The sequence below is a fragment of the Sphingobacterium arenae genome, assembly GCF_014692505.1.
Taxonomy (GTDB): domain Bacteria; phylum Bacteroidota; class Bacteroidia; order Sphingobacteriales; family Sphingobacteriaceae; genus Sphingobacterium; species Sphingobacterium arenae.
On the sequence record NZ_JACNYK010000002.1, the window covers coordinates 75,848 to 97,149 of the forward strand.

Consider the following 21,302-nt stretch of genomic DNA (forward strand, 5'->3'; position numbering starts at 1 on the left):
ATTTATCGTTGTATTTAGTGATGCAAATATCGCCACTTTTTCCGTCTTTCCAAATTAATTTTAAAAAAAAGATACATTAAACACAGCTATGGTATGTATATTGTTGATTAAAAAATAATTACATTCGTATTAAATTTATAAACATGACCGAAAGCTTAATTAAAAGCAATAAAATACGTATTGGAGATATTAGTATCTCCTATTATATAAAAAAATCAGTAGTTACATCATCCAAAACCATTATATTTTTACACGGCTTTCCTTTTAATAAAAATATGTGGCGCGACCAATTACAGGTCTTGCCGGATGATGTTACTGGAATCGCGCTGGATATTCGTGGGCATGGTCTATCGACCAGCGGACATGGCTTTTTTTCCATTGATGTTTTTACAAAGGATATTCGAGTGTTTATGGAAAAACTGGATATCCAACAAGCGATATTCTGTGGAATTTCGATGGGGGGATATATTGCCTTGCGCGCCTATCAATTATTCCCGGAAAAGATATCAGGTCTTATCCTAGCCGATACACACAGCAAAGCAGATACCAATGCAGGAAAACAGAAGCGATTTGATAGTATCCAGGCCATCCTGAACCACGGACGCCGACCATTTTCTATTGGCTTCGTGGAAAATGTATTTTCGGCTCATAGCATACAAGAAAACCCAGAAGCGGTGGAGTATATCAAAAGCGCCATTCGCAGAAATAGCATACGTAGCATCTGTTCCACCTTATTGGCATTGGCAGCAAGAACAGATACGAGCGATACCTTGGGTGCTATTCGTGTACCTGTACTCCTAATTCGTGGTAGCGACGACCGGATTACCGCTGCACAGGATATGCGGGATCTAGAAGAAGCTATTTCGGATGCGCAGTTTGTAGAGATTGCTAGATGTGGTCATTTACCGAACATGGAAGCACCAGCAGAATTCAATGCGTTATTAGCGGATTTTTTGGTTAGGTTGTAAATGTTCTGCTTGCTATGTTATATCCCAAATCGATCAATTCCGAAGCCCGATGAAAATCCCAGATTTCCGCCGCGTTATGAGGAACGTCTACCACGTAATCAGGCGGGTACAGCTCGATCGTCAGCGCGGCTAACCGTCGGCGCATGGCGAAGTACGACTCTACCAATAGCGCCCGTGCGGTAAAGTTTGGAGCAGCATTCGTTTTGTCCTTAATGGGCATCCCGTCTAAATTTACGGCGATGACCAGATTTCTTTTTTTTGACACATAATTAAGAGGCAACGGATTTAAAACACCGCCGTCCACTAAAAAACGATCGTCGACAGATACGCCTGTAAAAACACCTGGAATAGCGATGGAAGCACGTATAGCGGCATATATGCTCCCTTTGCGAAACACCATTTCTTGCTCATTTTCCATATCTGTGGCTATCGCCGTATAAGTCAGGGGTAAGTCCTCAATGTTGATATCTTCAAACACCTCATGCAGGTTATTTAGTACGCGCTCACCTTTTAACAAGCCATAGCGGGGATTTGAAAAATCCATTAGTTTAAAGACTTGTCCTCTTGTCAAGGTTTTCATCCACTCCCCTAGTTCGTGCAAGCGCTTATTCGCATAGGCACCCCCAACGAGGGCGCCTATCGAACAACCAACAATCTCGTCGATCTCATAGCCCTGTTCTTCCAAGTATTGGATGACACCGATGTGTGCAAGACCTCGGGCGCCACCACCGCCAAGTACTAGGGATATTCTTTTTCGTTTTTTAAAACTCCTCATTTATGCAGTGGTATTATCCGGTCCTACTTAAAATCATTTTACGGGGATCTGTCGTAAGATTTCCAACAAGAATCTCCAGAACTTCTGTACAGAAGATATCGATACGCGTTCCTGTGGAGAATGTGCTCCTAAAATGGTCGGACCAAACGAAATCATATCCATTTCCGGGTAATGACTGCCCAATATACCGCATTCCAACCCAGCATGACAGGCGACAACATGTGGTTTTTCGTCAAACAGATTCGTATAGACTGATCGTAGGACCTCGAGAATATCTGAATCTGGATTTGGCGTCCAGCCCGGATAATCCCCGGAAAAGGTAACTTCTGCATCCATTAATTCGAAGCAACATTTTAGGGCATTTGCTAAATCTACTTTAGACGATTCTACTGAAGAACGCGTCAGACACTTAACTGTAATCTTTCCTTTCCCTACCTTGACACGTGCTATATTGTTCGATGTCTCCACAAGATCATCAAAATTGGCACTCATCCGGTAAACGCCGTTTGGTGCTGTATAGAGCGTCTGTATCAATTTCGTCTGTACCGCTAGCGGCAGTACGTCATCACTTGGCACTTCACAACGCTCCAATACGATTTCAAGATATTCATCGACTCCTGCCAACTCTTGTTTTATCGCCGCACTCTCTTGTGCTACAACTGATAGGAGCAGTTCTGCCGTTGTTTTCTCAGCAGCGAAAATTGCTACACTCTCTCTTGGAATAGCATTCCGTAGCCCTCCACCATCGATATTGGACAATCGAATGTCTAGCGGTAATAAACTATACAATAAGCGGTTGATTATTTTATTGGCATTGCCCAAGCCTTTGTGAATTTCCATCCCTGAATGTCCTCCATGCAAGCCTTTCACGGTTAATCTAAAACACACAGCGTCGTCGCCAATGGTTTCCGGGAGGTATGTGCGACGGGCTGTGACATCCACGCCTCCCGCACAGCCAACATCGATTTCTGTATCGTCTTCGGTATCGAGATTTAATAGAATTTCACCTTGTAGCAAATTGGGCTGTAACCCCTTTGCACCAGTCATACCGGTTTCTTCATCTATGGTAAACAACGCTTCAATAGCAGGATGTGCGATATCTTCCGATGCCAGTATGGCCATGATAGCGGCTACGCCCATCCCGTTGTCGGCTCCCAACGTGGTTCCTTTCGCCTTGACCCAGTCGCCGTCGACAAACATCGAAATGCCTTGAATGTCAAAATCAAATACAGTATCGTTGTTCTTCTGATGGACCATATCTAAATGGGATTGAAGGACAACTGTTTTTCGATTTTCCATTCCAGGGGTAGCGGCCTTTCGGATAATCACATTACCGACCCTATCCTGTATCGACTCCAACCCTAAACGGGCTGCGAAATCAAGCATAAACTGAATGACCTGTTCTTCTTTCTTTGAAGCACGGGGAACGGCGTTTAACGCTTTAAAATAAGTCCATACCGACTTTGGTTCTATTTGTTGTTCTAACATCATGTGTATTCTGTTATCGTTTTGTTCAAAAATAACGATTTTATCAGGATTATGGAACTCGCTAGTTTCGCCTATCTTTACTGAACGAAAAAATACTAGATTTAAAACATAATTTATAATCACGAAGAAAAGTGGCGACGATAATGGAGTAACGCGCACAAAAGAATAACAACATGAAAAAAACAGAAAAAGAAAAAATGATTACCGGGGAGTTATACCAAGCAATGGGAAAAGAGTTGATGGAAGAACGACAATACGCCAAAGAACAACTCTTTCAATATAATAATCTCGAACCGTCCAAAATAAAAGCACGAAATCAAATATTAAAAAAGCTATTCGGCGAGACCACCAGTCGCTTTTTTATCGAACCTCCGTTTCGTTGTGATTATGGATATAATATCTTTTTGGGAGATAACTTCTATGCGAATTACAATTTAATCGTCTTGGATTGCGCTCCGGTTATCATCGGCGACAACGTCATGATAGGCCCAAATGTTTCCCTTTTTACAGCTGGCCATCCTGTGCACCACGAACCTCGCATAGCCGGCTGGGAATTTGCAAAGCCTATCAATATCGGTGATAATGTTTGGATCGGTGGTCATACGGTAATAAATCCCGGCGTGACCATTGGGAAAAACACGGTAATTGGCTCTGGATCGGTGGTAACGAAAAATATCCCAGAAAATGTGGTTGCGGCAGGAAATCCCTGTCGGGTGCTTCGTGAAATCACCGACAAGGATAAAATAAACCGCTAAACTATTTTTTTCTTTTTTCGGATAGGCGTTTGACCTCCTGCAATAAAATTGGAAGACCTGGGTACACCATGCCGTGATTATAGCCTTGAAATTCGAAGAGGGTAACGTTTTCGTGCCCTACAATGGATAACATCCGTTTCAGATACGCATTTTCTTCATAACGCCCTAACATCTCCAGTTCACGGTCGCCTGTCAACAACGTAATGGGTGGGGCGTCTTTCCGTACCCAAAACAAGGGAGCTAACGCATCAATCGTCGGTTGTTCCTCTTTAATACCCTGTTCGTTACGCGCGGTAAAATGCGTAATGGTCTGTGCGCTGAACGGGATAATGCCCGCTAGTTGATCTGCATCCATTCCTTCTGTCGCTAAATACGTCTTGTTCAACGCGAGCATCAGTGCCAGATAGCCTCCTGCCGAATGACCAGAAATAAACATTTTTTCGGTATCGCCCTGGTATTTCCCGATATTTTTCATCACAAAGGATGTTGCCTTTGCGGCATCGCGAATGATATCTTCTACCTTCACCTTTGGGGAAAATCGATAACCTACACCGACGATCACAAGACCCTTTTCTTTTAAAAAAGCAGGTATTTCTTTTCCACCGCCCGTCAATCCGCCACCATGAAACCAGAGTACAACGGGCACATTACTGCCCGACGTAGGATAATGTATATCCAATTTACATTGTTCTTTTGCATAATCGGAGGCAGTTTCACCAACATAGCTTATATTTTCAACCGTTTCATAACGAATTTCCTGTGTATAACCGATAGATCCAATCCCGAGCGATATAAAAAGTAAAATTAAAAGTCTCATAACATTTATTTACTGCGTAATAGATAGATAATCAAAATAGTAGATAAGACAAAGCTAGTAATAAATCCCAACCAAGAAAGAATGGGCATTCCCCAAAGTAGGTATCCTACCCTGCCATGGGCCAAAATACTCGCGCCCACGCCAAATGTCATGGCGAGTATGGATAATAGAAATTTGTTGCCTATACGATGTAGAATCAATTGCATACGATCAAAATCGTGAATCTTATGGTTTAGTGTCAATTTATCTGCTTTCGTTTTTTCCAATAACGTAAGCAGATCTTGCGGAACTTCGGTAAGGAGCTCTTTCGCAAATTTTCCTTTTTCAAAGAGTTGTTTCCTCAGATAGTCGATTGACGTTTTTTCCTTTGCTATTTTCTTCGCGAAAGGCTTGATACTTTCCGGAATATTCAGCTGTGCATCAAGTTGTCTTCCCGTACCTTCCAACAAAGACACACCGCGCAATAACACATAGACAAAATCCGGTAGTAAAATGCTATTATACTGCAACACCTTATTTAGCTTCCGAAGCATCACCGAGATATCAATATCCTCCAACGAATTCTCTTCGATCATCTGAAATATTTCGTAGGCATCTCGTTCCAGCTGACGCTCGTCTTCAATATGATGGACCACAGCCAATTTTTTCACATTTCGGATAAGGTCCTTCGCGTCATTTGTCAAAAAATTGATAACCATTGCTTCGATAATATCACGATCGCGTGGTATCATAAACCCCATAGATCCAAAATCGATGAATGCAACCTGTCCACGTTTATTTATAAAGACGTTGCCCGGGTGTGGATCAGCATGAAAAAAACCGTGTTGAAGGACCTGCTCTAAATATAAATCCAAACAATTCTGTAAAATTGTTTTTGGCGAAATACCCAACGAATATAGTCCGTCGATATCATTGATTTTAACCCCTTCCACGAATTGCATGCATAATACCTCGTCGTTGGAATATGCCCGATAGGTTTGAGGTACGTATATATTCGCATCTCCTCTAAAATTTCGTCGAAAACGTTCGATATTATGTAGTTCGTTTGTAAAAGACAACTCACTGAGTAACGAATTGGCAAAAGATTGTACTATTTCATAAAGATTAATTTTCTGAATAACTTCATATTTATCGCGAAGTAGTTTTACCAGATCACGGATAAAATCTAAATCGGCATGTACAATGTCATTTATTCCTTCTCTTTTTACTTTTAAGACGACTACCGTCCCGTCTTTTAATATGGCACGATACACTTGTGCAATAGAGGCTGCAGCAAGCGGTTCTTCATCGATGTGACTAAAATGTGCATCTACATCTATGTCAAAAGCAGTACGAAGTTTAGCCCTTATGTCAATGGCATCCGTTGGTACGTCATCTTGTAACCTAATGAGCTCTTGTCTTAAATCTCGGGGAACGATATCTGCCCTATTACTAAGGAGTTGCCCGAGTTTGATGAAAGTAGGACCTAGCTCTTCTATAGCAGCACGGACACGGACGTTAAAATCATCTTCGAAAATTCGTCGTGTATGGGTGTTCCAAAGGAGAAAGCTATCCGGAATAATACGGTCAATATTAGAGCGAGATACGACTTCCGCCAATCCATGCTTAGATAATATACGAAGAATATGTCCTATACGCTTGAATTTATAGATACCATACATATGCTAATCTTTATAGGTGTCTATGCCGATAACTTCTGTAACCTTTTCACTTAAACGCGTAATATCCGATTTGAGTCCTACCATAATGGTTAGAAACTGTATAGGGTTACCTTCAATTTTTTTAAAACTATGCATATACCCTATTTCTCCACCGATAAAAAAGCCAGGAAACTTATAGTCTGCACCCGTTCCTATCTTGGCTGCCACCGTCAATGAATTTTTGTTAGCCATTCTTAATTTCTCTCCCACAATATTTCCTCTGGGCTCTACTACCAACCCAGCCACCGGTCCAAAATAGGCATACGTATTTAGTCGGCGGAATTGGTGTCTTCTCCCTGCCGCTAGACTAAGCATATAAAAGTTCGTGCGGCCATTCTCTATCATATAGTTATACTTCGGATCTTCTTGTTGCTGATCATAACGAAATGTTAGCATGTACAGTGTAGGGCTCAAGAAATAGCGTCTATCTTTCAAAGCTATATCCAAACCAGCACTGCCCGAAAACAACTTTGTCCCCAGTACATTCTTTGATTTTCCCAACGGAAATGAAAGACCGGTTCCACCCATATAGTAAATCTTACGATAATGTAAGCTATCTGCTTCTGTTTGGGCAGACACCATACAACCGACAGCACATAACAAAAGTAGAATAAATAAGACTCTCATGAAACGGATACATTTGTTTGTAAAACAATCAACGACTCAGAAATGTTTTACCGCGAGATTATAAGTAACTTTTACTCTGGGGTCCTTGATTAAACAATAGATCAACTACACTGAGATCAGGTAAAAAACCGTGCTTGTCTTCAAATACTTGATAATAAGGTTTTGGGCTTTTCAATATACTTGCTTTCTTTGGGTGAATAGTTTCCCGATAGTCCAGTCGTTCTACCCTGGGGGTATACGTTTCCGTGAATGTCAAGGAACGTTGTATTTTTAAGGATTTCAGGAGTAGTTGTAGCTGTTCTATATTGAAATCGAGAAGATAATCATACCGTTGTTCATAAAAGCGCACAAAATCGTCTTCATAATATTCAAAATACGCCGAACTACGATAAGCCGTCTGTATACTAAGCCAATGCAAACGTTGCCAGTTAAAATCATAATTAATTCGAATATCTTTCATACGAACATGGTCTTTTCTACCATGTAAAATCGGAACGATAAGATCTAAAACACCATTTGCCGTTGCTATCTTTGTACGTGTTCTATACGTCTGTTTGGGATAGTGTTCGTAACGCTCCATGACAAGTGGCTGTTCATTTTGCTGTATGGTATGAAAATAACTGATAGGAGGTAAATAAAATGCAGGTAAAAGCAACAGTGATTCCATGTATTTTAACTAATTTAGGCAAATTTAAACTTATTTTAGGAATTTCCTCTAAGAATAGGTTCTTAATGGAGAGGAGATTTATCTAAATTTGTAACTTATTCCGGAGGAATGACCGTATTTATGAGACCATCCTGATTTATTCGCGTTTAGTAATAGGACGGATAAATGGGATAGCTTCATCACATATAAAAGCAAAATGCTAAAAATGAAAAAAAGAAGTATAGATGTATTCCTATATGTGCTCTCGCTGCTGCCTTTTTGGGTATTGTACGGGATATCCAACGGAATGTATTATCTTCTTTTTTATATTATTCGATATCGCAGGGAGGTTGTATTACATAATTTAAAAAATTCGTTTCCTGAAAAATCCGTAAAGGAGCGAAATCAAATAACGAAAAAATTCTATCGTTTCTTTCCTGATCTAGTAGTCGAGTCAATTAAAATGCGGACCATGTCAGCAGAGCAGGTACAACGACGCATAGAGCTTCTTAACCCCGAAGAGGTGTATCGACATTTTGAGCAAAATAAAGGCGTTATTGGTGTAACGGCACATTACGGAAATTGGGAATTAGGCATTTACCGCTTATCGTTGATGACAGATCATCCCCGGTTGGTAATTTATAAACCGCTTAATGATAAAGCTTTTAATAAGGTTTACAACGGTTTACGTAGCCGTTTCGGAGCTACTATGGTACCGATGAAACAAATTTTGCGGCATATCGTTCGGTTGAAAAATACGGCTCATATCAGTATGTTTGTCGCCGATCAAACCCCAACCTATCAAGACTCCGACTATTTTATGGAATTCTTGAACCAAGAAACATTGGTATACACGGGTACAGAGCGTATTGCCCGACTGACCAATAACCCGATTGTTTATTGCCATATAGGGCGCAAGGAAAAGCGTGGGCATTACTTTTGTAAATTCACCACTTTGGTTGAGAATCCCAGCGATTATCCACCCTATGAAATCACGCAATTGCATAACCGTTTTACGGAAAAAATAATTAAAGAACAGCCGGAATACTGGCTGTGGACACATAGACGTTGGAAAAGAAAACGCAGAATATGACAAATTACCCCAAAGTCGCCGTTGTTATCTTAAATTGGAACGGGGAATTTTTTTTAGAAAAATTTCTCCCCTATGTATATAATAGCACTTATCCTAATATTGAATTTATCGTAGGCGACAATGGTTCTACCGACAATTCGGTAGCCTTTGTCCAAGAGACATATCCCTCTATTAAAATTATCAAAAACGATCAAAATTACGGTTTCGCTGGTGGGTATAATGAGATACTCAAAAAGGTGGATGCGGATTACTATATTCTTTTAAATTCCGATGTAGAAGTCACCCCTAGCTGGATAGAACCAGTTATTCGTTATTTGCAAACAGAACCCGGAATGGTAGCTGCACAACCCAAAATTCTCGCTTATCATGACAAGAGTCTTTTCGAACATGCTGGTGCCGCCGGAGGGTATATCGACGCACTAGGTTATCCTTTTTGTCGGGGCAGAATACTCCATGAGGTCGAAACAGACCGACAACAGTACGATGATAACCGGGAAATTTTCTGGGCAACGGGTGCCGCGTTGTTTATCCGAGCTGATATATGGCGGGAAGCTGGTGGATTCGACGACGATTTTTTCGCTCACATGGAAGAAATCGATTTATGTTGGCGACTGAAACGGATGGGCTACCGCATAGGATACGTAGCGGATTCTACCGTGTACCATGTTGGCGGTGGAACACTAAAAACAAGTAATCCCAAAAAAACCTACCTTAATTTCCGAAATAATCTGCTCATGGTGCAAAAGAATACTGGTTTTTTTGCTTGCTGGTGGATTATATTCGCACGTTTATGGTTGGATTTATTTGCCTTGATTAAATTTTTGATTGACGGTAAACCGCGTGATGCGTGGGCCATTAGCAAAGCGCACCAATATCTTTTCATTAATCTCTTCAAAAATGCTAAGAAGAGAAAACGATATGCAGCAAAGGAAAACCGAACGGGATTGTATAAGAAATCTATTATATGGGATTTTTATGTAAATAAAATACGGAAATTCTCTCAATTGAAAAACAGAAATTTTCATTAGGTTGATATGGTTATATGCTCTCTCTTGCTAACCTTGATCATATTTATTATCGCCAAATTCCGCAGCGTAGGGATGTAAACTTGCTGTCTTTTGTTTATGAATTTCCAGTGGTCGGTTTTTTTTGTTTACTTTTTTTGAGAGAAAAAAAGTAATAGCTAAGTTTGTCCACTATGTTTGCAGATATTCAGGAAAAAATAACGCAGCTAACAAAAGAGCTAAACGAATACAATTATCAATATTATGTATTGGCTCATTCTGCCATATCAGACTATGATTTTGACATCAAGCTGAAAGAGTTAGAGGCGCTAGAAAAACAGTATCCGCAATTTAAAGATCCCAATTCGCCTACCCAAAAAGTGGGTGGGGATATTACGCATAAATTCAATACTGTAAAACATCGCTGGCCGATGTTATCATTAGGGAATACCTATAATGAGCAGGAGTTACGTGATTTTGACGAACGTGTACGCAAGATTGTAGGAGATCAGGTACAATATGTCTGTGAACTAAAGTTTGATGGTCTTTCGATTTCTATCACCTATGAACAAGGTAAACTTGTTCGTGCTGTAACGCGTGGTGATGGAACACAGGGAGACGACGTGACCAATAATGTCAAAACAATCCGGAGTATTCCGCATTCCTTGAAAAAGAATAGCTATCCCGATATCTTTGAAATACGTGGCGAAATCTTTATGCATCACGCAGCTTTTGAAAGACTGAATAAGAAACGAGAGGAAAACGGTGAACAAATTTACGCGAATCCACGTAATTTTGCATCAGGCACCGTAAAATTACAAGATCCGAAAGAAGTTGCTAAACGTCCGCTAGATTGTTTTCTTTATTTTTTGTATACAGACCGGAGAAACCGGCTTTTCGACAGCCATTGGGATAGTATACAAGCGATTAAAAGCTGGGGATTTCCCATATCTGAACACACGAAGTTGTGCCAGAATATAGAAGAAATATGGGCTTTTATTAATTTTTGGGAAGAGATGCGTCATCAATTGACATACGATATCGATGGTATTGTGATCAAAGTGAACGATTACGCCCAACAAGAAGAGCTCGGTTTTACAGCAAAATCCCCGCGTTGGGCAATTTCCTATAAGTATAAAGCCGAACGAGTAGAAACGTTATTGAAAAGCATTACTTACCAGGTCGGACGTACAGGCGCGGTTACGCCGGTAGCTAATCTAGAGCCCGTGTTATTGGCGGGAACTACGGTGAAGAGGGCTTCTCTCCATAATGCGAATGAAATAGCGCGGTTAGACTTACATGTTAACGATACGGTATATGTAGAAAAAGGTGGTGAAATCATACCAAAAATCATAGGCGTCAACAATGAAAAACGTGCCGTAGGTACTTCTCCTTTCGTGTACCCAACGTTATGTCCAGAGTGCCATGAGCCACTTGTCAGGCAAGAAGGAGAAGCTGTGCATTATTGTCTCAACGAAGCGGGGTGTAAACCGCAGATCGTCGGTAAGTTACAACACTTTATCGGCCGGAAAATGATGGATATACAGGGTTTGGGAAATGAAACGATAGAGACTTTCTATTCTCTTGGGCTGCTACATAATATCAGTGATATTTATTCTTTGAAGGAACATCGGGAGGAATTGAAAACGCTTGATAGATTTGGGGAAAAATCTATCGAAAATATGCTGACGGGTATTGAAAACTCAAAGAGCAAGCCTTTTGAAAAGGTGCTTTTTGCTTTAGGCATTCGCCATGTTGGCGAAACTATTGCAAAAAAATTAGCGTTGCATTTCAAAAGTTTAGATAACTTAGCGCAAGCTAATGTTGACGAAATCGCTGATGTACCAGATATTGGGATACGGATTGCAGAAAGCGTTTATCACTATCTCCGAGACGAACGGCATGTGCAGGAACTCAACAGACTAAAGTTAGCAGGTCTGCGGTTTGAAATGGAGGAACAGGAAGTTGTAGCTGCCGGTAGCAATTTAACAGGCAAGACTTTTCTTATTTCTGGTGTATTTGCAGATTTTTCTAGGGAGGAATTGGCACAGCTTATCGAGTCTCACGGTGGAAAAATGGTATCTTCAATCTCGGCAAAACTGAATTATTTGGTAGCGGGTGATAAAATGGGACCTTCGAAATTGGCGAAAGCAGAAAAATTGAAAATACCGATTATTTCGGATAAGGAAATATTGGAAATGATTATTCAGAATACATAAATAATATATATCATAATACGATGAATGAGCTTCGAGGAGCGGGTGTCGCACTGATTACACCTTTTAATATGGATGGAACGGTTGATTATGGATCATTAGGCAATCTAATTGACTACCAAATCAAAGAGGGTATGGACTATTTGGTTGTTTTAGGTACTACAGGGGAAACAGCTACACTGACGGCCGACGAGCGAAAACAGGTTTGGGAATATACGGCTGAGCGTGTTTCAGGGCGACTGCCCTTAATTGCCGGCATTGGAGGCAATAATACACAGGAAATTGTAAAGCAAGTCGATCAATTTAATCATCACGGCTACTGTGCAATTCTTTCCGTGTCTCCTTATTATAACAAGCCTACACAAGAAGGTATTTATCAACACTATAAAGCTATTTCAGCGGTATCTAAATTACCGATCATTTTGTATAATGTACCCGGTAGAACAGGGAGCAATATCTTACCGAGCACTGCTATCCGTTTGGCTAAAGACTGTTCTAATATTATTGGAATTAAAGAAGCTTCCGGAAATTTTGCACAATTCAGTGAAATTATACGTGACAAACCGAACGAATTTTTATTGATTTCGGGAGATGACCCAGCTACTTTGCCTATGATGGCCTTAGGAGCAGTAGGTGTTATCTCCGTCGTTGGAAATGCCTATCCTAAGAATGTAGCGACCTTAGTCAAGTTATGTGCAGATGGGAACTACGTGACAGCACGCAAAATACATGGAACTTTATTAAAAATTACTGATTTATGCTTTGTGGAAAGCAATCCCTGCGGTGTTAAATATGTTCTAAAAAAACAAGGTATTATTGAGTCGGACGCTGTCCGTTTACCATTGGTACCAGTTGGTTCACAAACGCGTGAAGCAATTGAAAAAGAGATGGAGATAATCCCTAACTAGCATAGCCGCAAGAAAAACGAACGGTAATCTACATTGTATATACATCGAAAAAATAGCTGATTCTAGGGGTTTTTCCCCGCCAGCTAATTTATTACCTTTGCTCGACAAAAAATAAACATGAGCAAAAACACGGGTGTATATACACACAGATTCTTCTTCTTCCTATGCATGGTAGCTGGTTGTTTATTATGGAGTAGCTGTTTCGATTTGGTCGAAGAGATTGACATGAACCATCAAGGGGCCGGTACCATCAAAGCAACGTTGAATCTAAGTAAAAGTCGTACACAAGTTGCATCCCTTTTAAAGATGAAACGGGTCAACGGTATCGACATACCTTCAGAGGCTAAGATTAAACAGGAAATGGAAAAAACCGTTCGTACGTTGAAATCCACCCCGGGAATCAGCCACGTGCAGTATAATTTAGACTTCCATAATTATATCGCGAGTTTGTCCTGTCATTTCGATAATGTGCAGGCGCTAAATGAATTTAGTCAGACCTTGTCTGACCAATTCAAAATACAGATTACAAGTTACAACAGTTACCGATACGATCCCCCTTCCCACACATTTAAACGCTCATACAGCTACACAGACAACCTAGCAAAGGAATTTAATAAGATATCTTCGGAGGATCAAAACCTGTTTAACGAAGCCTATTATACCAATATAATGCGTTTCGATAAAAAAATTCAATCCCAAAGTCATAAACTCGCAAAGATATCTGCGAATAAACAAGCCGTTCTTTTAAAGATAAAAGCGATTGATCTGATTAAAGGCACAACTAGCTTAGCCAACAGAATTATCCTTGTAAAATAAGAAAATAGATAGATGAAATTGAAAAAAAAATATATCGGTACATTATTGGGGCTGTTTAGTGCTGTTAGTGGTTACAGCCAGCAAGATCTTATACAGCAGGTACCCGAAGAAGCATCGTTTGTAGTCGTCGTGAATAATCAGGCTATTGTGAAACATAGCTCTTTCGAAAAAATAAACCAAGTTTTGGATAAAGCCGGCTTATTCAAAGAAATCAACAAGGAGACCCTACAATTAGAAAGTATATCGGATTTGGATCTATCCTATGACAGAAATGCTTACGTTTATAAAACCGATACCGATAGCTCCTATTACATAGGTATTCTGCTACCACTAAAAGCCAACCATCAGATAGGCCAAAACCTATTCGGCAAGTTGCAGCCGCTTCCGGTATCACAAGGATATGAACGTCGTGTTAGTACCGACGGAAAAACACAGGTTGCTTGGAATAAGCATAGCCTTCTGATTTTAACTGGAGATGCACACCGTTATTATTTCGATAATGATTCCGTGGCACAACGATACGGTTTGGAAATCCCAGACTATGGCTATGCTTCGCCGACCACGTATGATTATGACTATGTATCTCCAGATACTATCGACGAAACCTATGCTTTAGCTGACAGCGTCGAGACGACTTGGGATGCCTATAATTTTGAAGAGGATACAATCCCTGATGGTGGGCACACTGTTGATAGCATCTTAATACCTCCTCCTGTAAAGATTGATACCGGATATACGGATTACCTCGCTTATGATACCTACTCCGATTCTACGTATCAAAATGAAATGGCTCGAAACGCTAAAAATGACTCCTTGCGTAACGCCGCTTTCGTGTCGTGGCTGGCACAGGATCTCGATCGTTATCTCTACCCTAACAAAAATGCCTCTTCGCATAGGTTTTTAAATAAGTTTGACAAAAAAAATACGTTAGTACATGTTTGGGTAAGAGACCTCGTTGGATTTTATAAAGAGGCGATGCCCTACTACATGTCGAGTATGCAGCTGGGCTATGGTATGGAAAACTTAATCTACGCATATCAAGATATAGTGTTCGATCTGGTACAAGATAAACATACATTAAAAATAACAGGCTCCATGGCGTTGAATGAGGAAATGGATAAGTTAGTCAGGCCGATATACAAAAATAAGATGAACCGTAAATTTGCGAAATATATTCCTGAAAATCACATTGGATATTTTTCTGCCAATTTTAACATGGAATCCTACCTTAAAAGTTTCCCCATCATGATGGAACGTTGGGGGGGATATTCATTGTATGCCTATCAGGATATTGCTGGTATTGTAGCAACAGCTTTTGATGTTATTTTGGACGAGAAGGCAATTGCAAATGTAATCGGTGGCGATCATCTTGTTTTTATAAATGAATTAAAAAAGGTAAAGAAAGAATATATTGATTACGAATACGATAACGACAGTTTTGATTATAAAGAGATTAAAAAAACGAAAGATGATTACATACCGACTTTTCTATGGATGTTCACGTCCAAAGATCAGCGGATTTATCAGAAAATATTATCTCTAGGCGAGTCTAAAGAAAAAGTTATGCAAACGAATGGCATTTATAAGATCGTAGACACGCCAAAGTCGGAAATTATCTATGTCTTATTTAAGAACGATATCGTATTTGTCAGTAATGATGCGGATCAACTTTCGGCAATCCGTACAAATAAATTTCGAGCATCGAAAGATAGAAATATTAAAAAACAAATTTTTTCCCATAACATGACGGCGGTTACCCATCTTTCCGAAATTCCGAAAACGATTAATAGGTTAGAGATTCCGGTTATTAAACGTTGGGACAATACCGTTAAAAATCTTTCTCAATATGGGGATGTGACCATTACTGCCGGGGCTGCAAAGAAAGGAAGAATAACGGGAGAGATTGCTGTTGACTTCCCTAAAAAAGAAGCGAATGCACTACAGTATCTTTTACAAGAATTGCTTCATATAGTAGATTAGCGATATAGCGATTCTGATGAAAAAAATTATATGGCTTTTGATCGCAATTTTACTATTGCTGGGAATTATCTTACTGACATGCTACTTTGTCAGAAAAAATGAAGCGCGGAATCAGTATGTGCACTCCAACAGTGAAGCGGTAGCAACTATCGCCTTCGACGATTTGCTATTCGATAACGTGGGACAGCTTTTTAAACGACATGCACCGGATACTGAAGCATCAAAACTCGATTGGTTAGACATGAAAAATTGGTGGCGTGCGGGGGTACACATACCCGCGCAAATCCATTTTTTCAGCATGAAAGATAAACCCCTTACATTTTTCACCATCCAAAAAATCACGAATGTTGAAAAATGGAATGCATTTTTAAAAGAACAACATATCGATTCCATAACGCATATTTCTCCACATGTTTCGATTTTATACGATGATAAATTTTTGTTGATCGGTTTGACGGCTTTTCCACAGAGCTTGAATACGGAAATACAAGCGATTTGGGACAGAAAGGACGAATGGATATATGTACGGGACCTTTCATTTCCTTCTTTCATAAATCAAAATGTTCATCACTTCTCTTACCGGCATACTGACGGAACTTTTCAGCTTTTTGCTGATAAATCTGGCAATGAAATTAGCCTAAACGGTGAATGGCATTTGACTACAGCCTTACCGCCTAATTTACAAATGCGGCAGCGAGAAACAAGTAATGCCTTTATTTGGCTACAAAGTAGTCTTCCCATCACTGAAACACCCTTTATCCTAAAAACCTTATCGATTTTTTCAACGATCGAACCCGATAGATGTGCAGCTAGCACGTATAGCTATACAGATTTACTAGTAAGTTCAGAAAGTACGCTTCAACATGATACGGTGATCATGTACGATTATGATATAAATTTTAATCGTATCGAGAAAACGGAAATACAGGAAATAACAGTACCTATTATCGAAAACACCTGGAAAGGAAATCAGCAATTCGCCACGTCTCTACCGAATAAATTATTTTACCGGTTTCATAAACAGATGACAGATAGTCTGATTTTATTGTCTACAAAAACAGACACGGAACTTCCTTCATCATTCGTGACGGCACCTGGTCCATTCTATGTTACAGTAGATTTTCGCCATCTCCCCCCTTCTTGGAAACGTGGCAGATTGCACACGCTACAAGAACAAGGTCTGCAAATCAATATAAAAACATCCGTTATCGATGAAAACAGGTTGGGAATTACGGGAACGATCTCCGGCTATAAACACCCGGTACAGCATGGTCGCCTTCTTCAAAATCAAAAGCAACATAACGGACATTAGACAACTCTGTAAAGGAATAAGTAGTAGAGGCCAAAAATTGTTTGGCTCCTGCGGTTCCCATTTGTTGTGTTAACACAGCACTTTCCGGAATTTCGATAAAAAGGGTATCACCGGAGATCTTTTGATACCGAACCTGCACATTAGGCCAGGTATTATTAACTATACTCTCCACACTTTCAGCGGTTAAGCTATCTGTCGTAACTTCCTTTATTTTCACCGGTTTGAAATCGTGAATGATTGTATCATATTGGTATTCCCAAAAGGCATCTTCCGGGATATAGATAAACGGGTTTTCTGTACGCCGACCCGTATCTAGCGATGTGGTATCATCCGCTTTACTAGATTGTTCGCTATCTTGCTGTGTTGATTGGTTACACCCCGTACTCAGCAGCAGTAATCCGATAAATATCACCTTGATACGCATATAAATGCCCTCTTTCTTTGTTGAAATAAACGTATCAAGCGTAAATATGTTTAGGAAAAAATTAAAAAGCTTCAACCGGGGAGATTGAAGCTTTTACTAACTAACCAATTATTAACCTAAATTATGAATTGTATATATCTACACAACCATCATGCCAAGATTTACATTTTTTAATACGGGTATTGTCCATTTTTAATCCGTAAATTTGACCCATGGAGCCTCAACAGATTTTAAGTAGAATGCAAATTGCCGCATTAAATCCAATGCAAACAGCCGTCCTAAACAGCTATGACCATACAAAAGACTTCGTTTTGCATTCGCCTACCGGAAGTGGTAAAACACTTGCTTTTGGTTTGTTGCTGGCGGAACATCTAAAGAAGGATAAGCAGGGTATACAAGCCTTGATATTGGTACCTACCCGTGAATTGGCACTTCAGATAGAACAAGTGATGCGTAAAGTGCTTACGGGCCATAAGATAACTTGTGTATATGGTGGAAATGACACAAAGACGGAACGTAATAAACTTCGTGAAGCTCCAAACTTGTTAATAGGTACTCCCGGGCGAGTAATGTACCACATCGAAAGGGCATATATCGATACGTCCTCTATAGAGACACTCGTCCTGGATGAATTTGACAAATCGTTGGAATTCGGGTTCCAAGGTCAAATGGAATATATCATCGAACAGCTACCCCGACTGCAGCATCGCATACTCACTTCGGCAACGAAAATGACCGACATTCCAACCTTTACAGGAATCGGTGATTTTGTTACGGTCGATTTTTCTGCTGACGCCGACACTGCCCCGAAACTCACCATCAAAAAGGTAATCACCCCAGCACAGTATAAATTGAGTGCTTTATTTAAATTGTTGTGTCGGAATGGAGAAAAGAAAACACTTATCTTCTGTAATCATCGGGAGGCCGTGGATCATATCAGCGAGTTGCTCGAAAACCGGGAAATTATACACGATATGTTTCATGGTGGTTTAGAACAAGAAGACCGTGAACTTGCCTTATTAAAATTCCGTAATAACTCCAATCGTATCTTAATCACGACGGATTTAGCGGCACGTGGGTTGGATATTCCCGAAGTAGATGTAATTATCCATTACCAGTTACCTTATAAAGAAGACGCTTTCATTCATCGTAACGGTCGAACAGCACGTATGCAAGCGAGTGGCGAAGTATACGTTATTTTGAAGCCAGAAGAGGAATACCCATACGTTCCTGAAAATAGTGAAACTGTAGCCTTAGAAGAGGAATATCCTCTTCCGCCCAATTCACCTTTCGCTACACTCTATGTTACCGGAGGTCGAAAAGACAAAATCAATAAGATAGATATTGTCGGTTTTCTGTTAAATCTAAACGGGATATCGAAAGAACAGGTTGGGATTATCGAAGTTAAAGATAAGGAATCTTATGTCGCGGTGGAACGTGCCACAGCAGCTCGTATTATCAAACAAGCGAATAATCAAAAAATCAAAGGCCGGAAGATACGCGTTGGAAGGACATAATTTTTATCTATCTGCTCAAGGCTTCTATAGCATCTTCAAAAGAAGCCACAAAATTAACATGTTTTCCCTTGTTACTTTCACGGATAAAATCGCTTAAGCTTTTACTCTCAAATCGTGCGAAGTCGCCTACAATAACCAGAGAGATACGATAATTGGAAAATTTCTGAAGAATTTCTCCAGCCATCTTGTTTTTTAAATCGAAAAAGTCGGACGTTATATTTTTTTGATGTATAATCATTTTATCGAAACCTTGATAATACACATTACCCATTAGATCTAACGCGTCTTCGGCATTCTGAATAAAGATTTCGTCTGCTATTATTTCCGCAATTTCGATATTATTTATTTTGTGGGGTTGGATGTCCATTGTTTTTTCTAAATTATATTATTCAATCTTCGATATACTTCATAACCTCCTTTGGTACCAACGCTGAAACGTCACCTTTATGAAGTAATATATCCCGAACAATTGTCGAGGAAATATGCGCCAGCCCAGATTTTGCCATTAAAAAATAGGTCTCAATTTCCGAAGCGAGTATAAGATTGTTCTGCGCTATCGCGTTTTCAAATTCGAAATCAGCGGTATTACGCAAACCACGAAGCAGATATTTTGCGCCTATTTCCTTGCAAAAGTCAATCGTGAGGCCCGAAAACTGCGTCACTTCTACCCTTTCATTCGATTGGAAAAGATCCGAAATCGCTTTAACGCGATCTTCAAAAGACATCAACCCTTTTTTCGTACTATTCACGCCAACTGCAATCACAATCTTATCAAATAACGATAATCCCCTTTCAACTATATTTTGGTGGGCGTACGTAAAAGGATCAAACGATCCAGCAAAAACGGCTGTTTTCATATCCGATAAGCTTAAAGGTTTACGAATCTAGTTTATAAAAGCTAAACGAAGAATAACCATATTTCCTTGTTTCTATGTGAAACGGCGATTCATCCATTTTCCGAGTAGAAGGGTGTTCAATAACCATCACTCCTTCTGGTTTCAAAAGCTTATTCTCCATAATGCGGTTAGCTAATTGTGGTAAAGCTGGCAAATCATATGGTGGATCGACAAAAATAAAATCATACTGATTTTTACGGGCAACAATAAACTTCAGCACATCCGCTTTCTTTGTTTCAATAATATCTGTTTGCAATTTCTTCGCTGTTTCCCTAATAAATTGTAAGCATTTAAAATGGATGTCAACTGCTTCTACCGATAGCGCCCCCCTGGAGGCCAGTTCAAAACTGATATTCCCCGTTCCGGCAAAAAGATCAAGACAGTCACATTCGTCTAGCGAAATTCGATTATCCAATATATTGAACAGCGCTTCTTTGGCGATATCCGTCGTGGGGCGTACCGGTAAGTTAGCTGGTGGAGATAACCGAAGTCCTCCATATTTTCCACCTATGATACGCATAGCGGAGCATCTGCTATGAAATTCAACTTACCGACTTCCTGCTGTACACCTTCATCATCGGTGTACAAATCTATACGGCCCTGGATAAACTCTACACGATTGGCAAAGTGAGTAAGTGCGGCACTATAAGCATGTTGGGCATCGACACCAGAGATCAATATTTTATGTAGTTTGATATGTAAATCAAAGGCTTGGCAAGTGGTCAATACAAAATAATTTAAATCGTCTACATGTTGTATATCGAACACATTATAAAATAAGATTTTCCCATTTTTGAAAGCAAACAGTTCTGCCTGCGTATTATTGAAATGTGCACCCAATACTTCGCCCTGCATGGGAATATAAGCTTGTACTTCATCTAGAAGAAGTTGAAAATCAGCCACAAATTTCGCTTGGGGAAAGATAGCACGCCAGCGGTTGTGCAAGAGTAAATCAAATTGATAACAAGCTGTTATGGCTAGGTTATCTAAGCTATGAATTTGTGTACGATGGGCGTGATCGTCTAGCAAAAACTCCTGATATAACGGACGGTTTTCTGCCTGATATACTTCGGTAGGGATGAATACTAGACTTTGCGCGGGCAGACTAATGAACACGTATTTAAATGGCAAACCCAACAATTTAATAGCTTCTGTATCAGGTTCATTCGACGGGTAACGAAACATGGCTTGAACCTGATTGGATTCGTCGACAACGATTAACGTATCTTCTAAAAAATCCGCTCTTACGAACAGCTTATACTGTGGTATATAATGTAAATGAAAATTCTTCGATGTGTATTTCATACGCTGGGTTGTTGAAGTCCCTCAACAAAATTAGCTTTTCCAATCGATATGACCA

The 21,302-nt window shown here is 40.0% G+C and carries 21 protein-coding genes; 10 read left to right on the top strand and 11 right to left on the bottom strand.

Features of this window, described 5'->3' with window-relative positions; translation table 11 throughout:
• Nucleotides 1-143: 143 nt before the first annotated feature.
• A complete protein-coding gene (locus H8B17_RS06760; protein ID WP_190308452.1) occupies nucleotides 144-968 on the top strand; it encodes an alpha/beta fold hydrolase in 825 nt (274 codons plus the stop codon).
• Here the strand turns inward: H8B17_RS06760 and H8B17_RS06765 are convergent.
• Both H8B17_RS06765 and H8B17_RS06770 read right to left on the bottom strand, forming a co-directional pair.
• Complete coding sequence (locus tag H8B17_RS06765) at nucleotides 958-1,743, bottom strand: patatin-like phospholipase family protein (protein WP_190308453.1); 786 nt, start codon at nucleotides 1,741-1,743, stop codon at nucleotides 958-960. The genes H8B17_RS06760 and H8B17_RS06765 overlap by 11 nt on opposite strands.
• A 33-nt stretch (nucleotides 1,744-1,776) precedes the next feature.
• Nucleotides 1,777-3,234 carry an aminoacyl-histidine dipeptidase gene (locus H8B17_RS06770; RefSeq protein ID WP_190308454.1) on the bottom strand — a complete coding sequence of 486 codons (1,458 nt, stop codon included), beginning with the start codon at nucleotides 3,232-3,234 and terminating at the stop codon, nucleotides 1,777-1,779.
• A gap of 170 nt (nucleotides 3,235-3,404) precedes the next feature.
• On the opposite strand from H8B17_RS06770, the gene H8B17_RS06775 reads away from it, so the two are divergent.
• Nucleotides 3,405-3,986, top strand: a complete 582-nt coding sequence (locus H8B17_RS06775) for a sugar O-acetyltransferase (RefSeq protein ID WP_190308455.1) — start codon at nucleotides 3,405-3,407, stop codon at nucleotides 3,984-3,986.
• Between the two features lies 1 nt (nucleotide 3,987).
• Here the strand turns inward: H8B17_RS06775 and H8B17_RS06780 are convergent, their stop codons facing one another.
• Genes H8B17_RS06780 through H8B17_RS06795 form a run of 4 tightly spaced genes read right to left on the bottom strand, consistent with a single transcriptional unit; the run spans nucleotide 3,988 to nucleotide 7,797 of the window.
• Nucleotides 3,988-4,803 (bottom strand): alpha/beta hydrolase, encoded by an 816-nt coding sequence (locus H8B17_RS06780; RefSeq protein ID WP_190308456.1) that lies wholly within the window; start codon nucleotides 4,801-4,803, stop codon nucleotides 3,988-3,990.
• 5 nt (nucleotides 4,804-4,808) lie between these two features.
• Nucleotides 4,809-6,464, bottom strand: a complete 1,656-nt coding sequence (locus H8B17_RS06785) for an ABC1 kinase family protein (protein ID WP_190308457.1) — start codon at nucleotides 6,462-6,464, stop codon at nucleotides 4,809-4,811.
• Nucleotides 6,465-6,467: 3 nt separating this feature from the next.
• Entirely contained in the window at nucleotides 6,468-7,130 is a 663-nt protein-coding gene (locus H8B17_RS06790; RefSeq protein WP_190308458.1) for a hypothetical protein, read from the bottom strand.
• Between the two features lie 58 nt (nucleotides 7,131-7,188).
• Nucleotides 7,189-7,797: a WbqC family protein gene (locus tag H8B17_RS06795; RefSeq protein ID WP_190308459.1), complete on the bottom strand. Its 609-nt coding sequence runs from the start codon at nucleotides 7,795-7,797 to the stop codon at nucleotides 7,189-7,191.
• A gap of 205 nt (nucleotides 7,798-8,002) precedes the next feature.
• On the opposite strand from H8B17_RS06795, the gene H8B17_RS06800 reads away from it, so the two are divergent.
• From H8B17_RS06800 to H8B17_RS06830, 7 genes are all read left to right on the top strand, one after another.
• Entirely contained in the window at nucleotides 8,003-8,869 is an 867-nt protein-coding gene (locus tag H8B17_RS06800) for a lysophospholipid acyltransferase family protein (protein WP_190308460.1), read from the top strand.
• Nucleotides 8,866-9,897 carry a glycosyltransferase family 2 protein gene (locus H8B17_RS06805; protein ID WP_190308461.1) on the top strand — a complete coding sequence of 344 codons (1,032 nt, stop codon included), beginning with the start codon at nucleotides 8,866-8,868 and terminating at the stop codon, nucleotides 9,895-9,897. Before H8B17_RS06800 ends, H8B17_RS06805 begins: the two co-directional genes overlap by 4 nt.
• A 170-nt stretch (nucleotides 9,898-10,067) precedes the next feature.
• Nucleotides 10,068-12,092, top strand: a complete 2,025-nt coding sequence (ligA, locus tag H8B17_RS06810; protein WP_190308462.1) for an NAD-dependent DNA ligase LigA — start codon at nucleotides 10,068-10,070, stop codon at nucleotides 12,090-12,092.
• A 20-nt stretch (nucleotides 12,093-12,112) separates the two neighbouring features.
• A complete protein-coding gene (dapA, locus tag H8B17_RS06815) occupies nucleotides 12,113-12,997 on the top strand; it encodes a 4-hydroxy-tetrahydrodipicolinate synthase (RefSeq protein WP_190308463.1) in 885 nt (294 codons plus the stop codon).
• 117 nt (nucleotides 12,998-13,114) lie between these two features.
• Nucleotides 13,115-13,813: a hypothetical protein gene (locus H8B17_RS06820; protein ID WP_190308464.1), complete on the top strand. Its 699-nt coding sequence runs from the start codon at nucleotides 13,115-13,117 to the stop codon at nucleotides 13,811-13,813.
• Nucleotides 13,814-13,825: 12 nt separating this feature from the next.
• Nucleotides 13,826-15,793, top strand: a complete 1,968-nt coding sequence (locus tag H8B17_RS06825; protein ID WP_190308465.1) for a hypothetical protein — start codon at nucleotides 13,826-13,828, stop codon at nucleotides 15,791-15,793.
• 16 nt (nucleotides 15,794-15,809) lie between these two features.
• A complete protein-coding gene (locus H8B17_RS06830; protein WP_190308466.1) occupies nucleotides 15,810-17,105 on the top strand; it encodes a hypothetical protein in 1,296 nt (431 codons plus the stop codon).
• Here the strand turns inward: H8B17_RS06830 and H8B17_RS06835 are convergent.
• Nucleotides 17,023-17,529 carry a hypothetical protein gene (locus H8B17_RS06835; RefSeq protein ID WP_190308467.1) on the bottom strand — a complete coding sequence of 169 codons (507 nt, stop codon included), beginning with the start codon at nucleotides 17,527-17,529 and terminating at the stop codon, nucleotides 17,023-17,025. The genes H8B17_RS06830 and H8B17_RS06835 overlap by 83 nt on opposite strands.
• A gap of 239 nt (nucleotides 17,530-17,768) precedes the next feature.
• On the opposite strand from H8B17_RS06835, the gene H8B17_RS06840 reads away from it, so the two are divergent.
• A complete protein-coding gene (locus H8B17_RS06840; protein WP_317171018.1) occupies nucleotides 17,769-19,046 on the top strand; it encodes a DEAD/DEAH box helicase in 1,278 nt (425 codons plus the stop codon).
• A 7-nt stretch (nucleotides 19,047-19,053) separates the two neighbouring features.
• Here H8B17_RS06840 and H8B17_RS06845 read toward each other — a convergent pair whose 3' ends face one another.
• Genes H8B17_RS06845 through H8B17_RS06860 form a run of 4 tightly spaced genes read right to left on the bottom strand, consistent with a single transcriptional unit; the run spans nucleotide 19,054 to nucleotide 21,247 of the window.
• On the bottom strand, nucleotides 19,054-19,413 hold the full coding sequence (locus H8B17_RS06845; RefSeq protein WP_190308469.1) for a DUF4180 domain-containing protein: 360 nt from the start codon (nucleotides 19,411-19,413) through the stop codon (nucleotides 19,054-19,056).
• A 22-nt stretch (nucleotides 19,414-19,435) separates the two neighbouring features.
• Nucleotides 19,436-19,903, bottom strand: a complete 468-nt coding sequence (gene coaD / locus H8B17_RS06850) for a pantetheine-phosphate adenylyltransferase (RefSeq protein WP_190308470.1) — start codon at nucleotides 19,901-19,903, stop codon at nucleotides 19,436-19,438.
• Between the two features lie 19 nt (nucleotides 19,904-19,922).
• Nucleotides 19,923-20,462, bottom strand: a complete 540-nt coding sequence (rsmD, locus tag H8B17_RS06855; protein WP_190308471.1) for a 16S rRNA (guanine(966)-N(2))-methyltransferase RsmD — start codon at nucleotides 20,460-20,462, stop codon at nucleotides 19,923-19,925.
• On the bottom strand, nucleotides 20,450-21,247 hold the full coding sequence (locus H8B17_RS06860) for a DUF3822 family protein (protein WP_190308472.1): 798 nt from the start codon (nucleotides 21,245-21,247) through the stop codon (nucleotides 20,450-20,452). The genes rsmD and H8B17_RS06860 overlap by 13 nt, the downstream gene beginning before the upstream one ends.
• Nucleotides 21,248-21,302 lie beyond the last annotated feature (55 nt).

Excerpts from the sequence above, each read along its gene's own strand:
- H8B17_RS06825 (WP_190308465.1), top strand. The coding sequence starts at position 13,826 with ATGAAATTGAAAAAAAAATATATCGGTACATTATTGGGGCTGTTTAGT.
- H8B17_RS06770 (WP_190308454.1), bottom strand. The coding sequence starts at position 3,234 with ATGATGTTAGAACAACAAATAGAACCAAAGTCGGTATGGACTTATTTT.
- coaD (WP_190308470.1), bottom strand. The coding sequence starts at position 19,903 with ATGAAAACAGCCGTTTTTGCTGGATCGTTTGATCCTTTTACGTACGCC.
- H8B17_RS06830 (WP_190308466.1), top strand. The coding sequence starts at position 15,810 with ATGAAAAAAATTATATGGCTTTTGATCGCAATTTTACTATTGCTGGGA.
- H8B17_RS06760 (WP_190308452.1), top strand. The coding sequence starts at position 144 with ATGACCGAAAGCTTAATTAAAAGCAATAAAATACGTATTGGAGATATT.
- H8B17_RS06765 (WP_190308453.1), bottom strand. The coding sequence starts at position 1,743 with ATGAGGAGTTTTAAAAAACGAAAAAGAATATCCCTAGTACTTGGCGGT.
- ligA (WP_190308462.1), top strand. The coding sequence starts at position 10,068 with ATGTTTGCAGATATTCAGGAAAAAATAACGCAGCTAACAAAAGAGCTA.
- H8B17_RS06775 (WP_190308455.1), top strand. The coding sequence starts at position 3,405 with ATGAAAAAAACAGAAAAAGAAAAAATGATTACCGGGGAGTTATACCAA.
- H8B17_RS06785 (WP_190308457.1), bottom strand. The coding sequence starts at position 6,464 with ATGTATGGTATCTATAAATTCAAGCGTATAGGACATATTCTTCGTATA.
- H8B17_RS06790 (WP_190308458.1), bottom strand. The coding sequence starts at position 7,130 with ATGAGAGTCTTATTTATTCTACTTTTGTTATGTGCTGTCGGTTGTATG.
- H8B17_RS06845 (WP_190308469.1), bottom strand. The coding sequence starts at position 19,413 with ATGGACATCCAACCCCACAAAATAAATAATATCGAAATTGCGGAAATA.
- dapA (WP_190308463.1), top strand. The coding sequence starts at position 12,113 with ATGAATGAGCTTCGAGGAGCGGGTGTCGCACTGATTACACCTTTTAAT.
- H8B17_RS06795 (WP_190308459.1), bottom strand. The coding sequence starts at position 7,797 with ATGGAATCACTGTTGCTTTTACCTGCATTTTATTTACCTCCTATCAGT.
- rsmD (WP_190308471.1), bottom strand. The coding sequence starts at position 20,462 with ATGCGTATCATAGGTGGAAAATATGGAGGACTTCGGTTATCTCCACCA.
- H8B17_RS06820 (WP_190308464.1), top strand. The coding sequence starts at position 13,115 with ATGAGCAAAAACACGGGTGTATATACACACAGATTCTTCTTCTTCCTA.
- H8B17_RS06835 (WP_190308467.1), bottom strand. The coding sequence starts at position 17,529 with ATGCGTATCAAGGTGATATTTATCGGATTACTGCTGCTGAGTACGGGG.
- H8B17_RS06840 (WP_317171018.1), top strand. The coding sequence starts at position 17,769 with ATGCAAATTGCCGCATTAAATCCAATGCAAACAGCCGTCCTAAACAGC.
- H8B17_RS06800 (WP_190308460.1), top strand. The coding sequence starts at position 8,003 with ATGAAAAAAAGAAGTATAGATGTATTCCTATATGTGCTCTCGCTGCTG.
- H8B17_RS06860 (WP_190308472.1), bottom strand. The coding sequence starts at position 21,247 with ATGAAATACACATCGAAGAATTTTCATTTACATTATATACCACAGTAT.
- H8B17_RS06805 (WP_190308461.1), top strand. The coding sequence starts at position 8,866 with ATGACAAATTACCCCAAAGTCGCCGTTGTTATCTTAAATTGGAACGGG.
- H8B17_RS06780 (WP_190308456.1), bottom strand. The coding sequence starts at position 4,803 with ATGAGACTTTTAATTTTACTTTTTATATCGCTCGGGATTGGATCTATC.